At 35.2% G+C, this 3,196-nt stretch carries 3 protein-coding genes; all 3 read left to right on the top strand.

The window, feature by feature from the left end:
- Nucleotides 1-474 precede the first annotated feature (474 nt).
- Nucleotides 475-1,395 (top strand): helix-turn-helix domain-containing protein, encoded by a 921-nt coding sequence (locus SAE01_RS24240; RefSeq protein WP_170234266.1) that lies wholly within the window; start codon nucleotides 475-477, stop codon nucleotides 1,393-1,395.
- A gap of 198 nt (nucleotides 1,396-1,593) precedes the next feature.
- Nucleotides 1,594-2,154, top strand: coding sequence for a hypothetical protein (locus tag SAE01_RS24235; protein ID WP_147206418.1), 561 nt, complete (start codon nucleotides 1,594-1,596; stop codon nucleotides 2,152-2,154).
- 228 nt (nucleotides 2,155-2,382) lie between these two features.
- The gene (locus SAE01_RS24230) at nucleotides 2,383-2,568 is read left to right on the top strand and encodes a hypothetical protein (protein ID WP_147206417.1); all 186 of its coding nucleotides are present in this window, start codon (nucleotides 2,383-2,385) and stop codon (nucleotides 2,566-2,568) included.
- The last annotated feature ends 628 nt before the right edge of the window (nucleotides 2,569-3,196 follow it).

Here is a 3,196-nt window from a genome sequence, read left to right as displayed (position 1 = left end):
GCGAACAATGAAAGGAACGGGGGCGTTAAGGTCGGCGCCGGACAATTGGGACGACGCGAAAAGACCTGTTAAGCTTAAACACAAATTCGCAACGTTTATTAATTCGAAGATTGAAAAGCCGTTTCCGACATTAAATCCGACTTACTCGTACACGCTTTGAATAAAAGCGAAGGAAAAGGGAAAACCGCGAAGTCGATTATCAAAAAGGAATTGCCGAAGTATGTTTCTTTTTCCTGGAAATTGTACAATCATTTACTAAGTTGTAATGGTTTGAAATCCGCTTGCTTACCCTTAAGGTATTGCTGAAGGCAAGGATTTGGAATTCCTGTCGTTGAATTAAGTTATATGGTCAAACATAAAAATCTCATCTCCTCGAAATACATTAGAAAGCCAAGATTTTAAACCGAGGTGATAACACCTGCAAGGGCGTTAAAGAGTTAGAAAACATGTGAGTTTTGTATATTTAAGATGAGAATGATAACCAATTATTTTATAGCGCCCCATCCTGCTTTAAAGTTATTTATAGCTAATTACATTTTATCAACTTCAGATGAAAAACATGTGAAGTTTAAAAGTTTTTGGCCGGCGAGTGCGGAGACGGGTCTTATTTTTCACCTCGCTGATCGCCCAGAACATATTACAAATGATTCAAGCAAATTAAAAAATCTTCAAAATAAGAATAGTTGCCTTATCGGTGTATTGTCAAACTTCAATGGTATCTTTTCTTTCAGTGGAATTTATCGCAGATTCACTATTCAATTTAAAGCCAACGGTTTTTATAAATTATTCGGAATGCCTTTTTCGGAATTTTCTAATAAAATTTTTTCTTTAGACGAGGTATTTGGAAAGTCCGCAATGCTTTTACAAGAACAATTAGTCGATGAAAAAGAGTTGTCTCAGATGGCCGATTATGCAGACAAATTTCTTTTAGCTTTTCTAAATAGGCAGAAAAGTCAATATGCTGTGCTTGATGGTATTACCGCCATTTCAAACAAATTCAATGAAGATCTTTCGTTATCAAATATTACGCGATACGCGGAAAAAGCAAATATGAGCGTTCGAAATTTTGAAAGAAGATTTATTGAACAAGTTGGTATTTCACCAAAACTTTACTCTCGTCTTTTAAGATTTAACAATGCGATAATTACAAGACTTAAACATCCAGAAAGTAACTGGACTTCCATTGCATACGAATGTGGCTACTACGATCAAATGCACATGATAAAAGATTTTAAGCAATTCGCAAACCTAAATCCCTCTAATCTTCTTCAACCAAATACAGATTTTACCAGACCACTTATTGACGTAACAAATTCGAACCTTGAAACGTGGCGCCGGTTAACTTCAAATCTCCCATACGAAAAGTTTGTGCCTGTACAAAGATTCATCCATTAAAGTTGGCGGGTTTTTACTATCCCCAGGTCTTCTTCATTTCTAATTTCGGCTTGTAAAACTTTTTAAAAGTGCGTTGCGTGGACTCGTAAAAAGTTTAAGAGTTGAATGTTCTATTGGTTCATCTTGTTATAAAATCATTACTTAAATATTTAATGAAGGTCTTTAATCTTTTAAAAAACCGACTAAATTTCACCTGCCATGAAGAGGACTATTTATCCCTTTGGAATGACCACAATTTTCGCAATAATATCCATTTTTGCTATTGCACAAAAAAAAGATGATAAGCTAAAATTGGACGAATTTGATCAGAAAGGAAATGATTTTACCACTGCTAAAACGACCACTGAGATTGATAATCCAAACACCGTCTTATATAAGATATCCATAAAAGCTCCCCAAGACTTTGTAAAGACATACCCAAGAATTACCGGTGAAAAATGGGAAATATTAAAAGATGGATATGTGGTTAGCTTTGTTGTAGACTCGATTTGGATAAAAAATTATTATGATAAAAAAGGTAGATGGTTACATTGCATTGCTCAGTATAAAGAGGCAAAATTACCAAGAGATGTAAGGGCTGCCGTAAAAAGTATTTACTATGATTTTTCAATTACTGTCATCAACGAGGTTAATACTAAAAAGAATAATAAAGAGCCGGTGTATTTTGTACACCTACAATCTGGCGACATTTTTAAAATAATAAAAGTATCAGAAGGAGCCCTTGAGGATGTGACCCTAACAAAAAATAGTATTGACTGAGGGGTAAAAACATAATTTAACGATAAATAAGGCAAGTTACACCAGCTCTCCGTAGAGCTGCTGGGGACAACTACGAAGCCAAATAAATACTTCAAAATGCGTCTGGTATTTTTCAGCCGTTGTTGGTCTTCCTTGCAGCCGTGCCGTTGCACGGATGTCATCACCTGCAACTAAAGCGCAGGTATTAAGCTGTTGCACTAACGATATAAGTTTTCTACATTGTCTTTAATGATAGAAATAAGTTTCAATCATTATCCTCAATTCTTCACCGCCACTATTTTAGAATGGAAACACCTCCTCACTAACAATGCATACAAAAACATCATTGTTAACAGCCTAAAGTTTTTAGTTAAGGATGGTTGGGTTATTATTTATGGCTTTGCCATCATGCCAAATCATATTCATTTAATATAGCAAATACAGGATAAACATCGAAAGGCAAGTGTTCAACAAAGCTTTTGAAATACACTGCTCAACAAATAAAACTTACGATGCTTACGGAAGGCATTAAGGAACTTGAAAATTATAAAGTGAAAGCTGGCAATCTGCAATATCGGTTTTGGGAAAGAAACCGGTTAAGCCTTGATTTATGGAGCAGGCCGGTCTTCTGCAAAAATTAAATTATATACATATTAATCCTACTCAAGCGCATTGAAAGTTGCGCCAATACCCCGAAGAATACAAATACTCGACGCAAAAATATATGAGAGAGGTATTGGTGATTTTAGCTTTTCTAACACACTGCAACGGTTAGCGGCAGAAGTCTCTTTACTAAAGCGAATGTTGCCATGCTAAAGTTCTACTAAGCCGGCCTGACCAACTAATAGATATTTTCATATTGATAAAACAGTTAAATATTCTAACACTCGCTGTTTGCGGCTAACTCGTTAATATATACACCTTTTTGATACAATAACCGTTAACGTTTTGAGATTAATGGAACAAAAGGTACTTTTAAAAAATTTAAATTCGCAGATAAGGGGGTCGAATTTCAAGGGTTTAAAGTTGACCCTAATATCGGTCCTGTTTCATTTTAAAAGAC

This window comes from Segetibacter aerophilus, from assembly GCF_007991655.1.
Classification (GTDB): domain Bacteria; phylum Bacteroidota; class Bacteroidia; order Chitinophagales; family Chitinophagaceae; genus Segetibacter; species Segetibacter aerophilus.
This window is presented reverse-complemented; position numbering and strand designations above follow the sequence as displayed.

Excerpts from the sequence above, each read along its gene's own strand:
- SAE01_RS24235 (WP_147206418.1), top strand. The coding sequence starts at position 1,594 with ATGAAGAGGACTATTTATCCCTTTGGAATGACCACAATTTTCGCAATA.
- SAE01_RS24230 (WP_147206417.1), top strand. The coding sequence starts at position 2,383 with ATGATAGAAATAAGTTTCAATCATTATCCTCAATTCTTCACCGCCACT.
- SAE01_RS24240 (WP_170234266.1), top strand. The coding sequence starts at position 475 with ATGATAACCAATTATTTTATAGCGCCCCATCCTGCTTTAAAGTTATTT.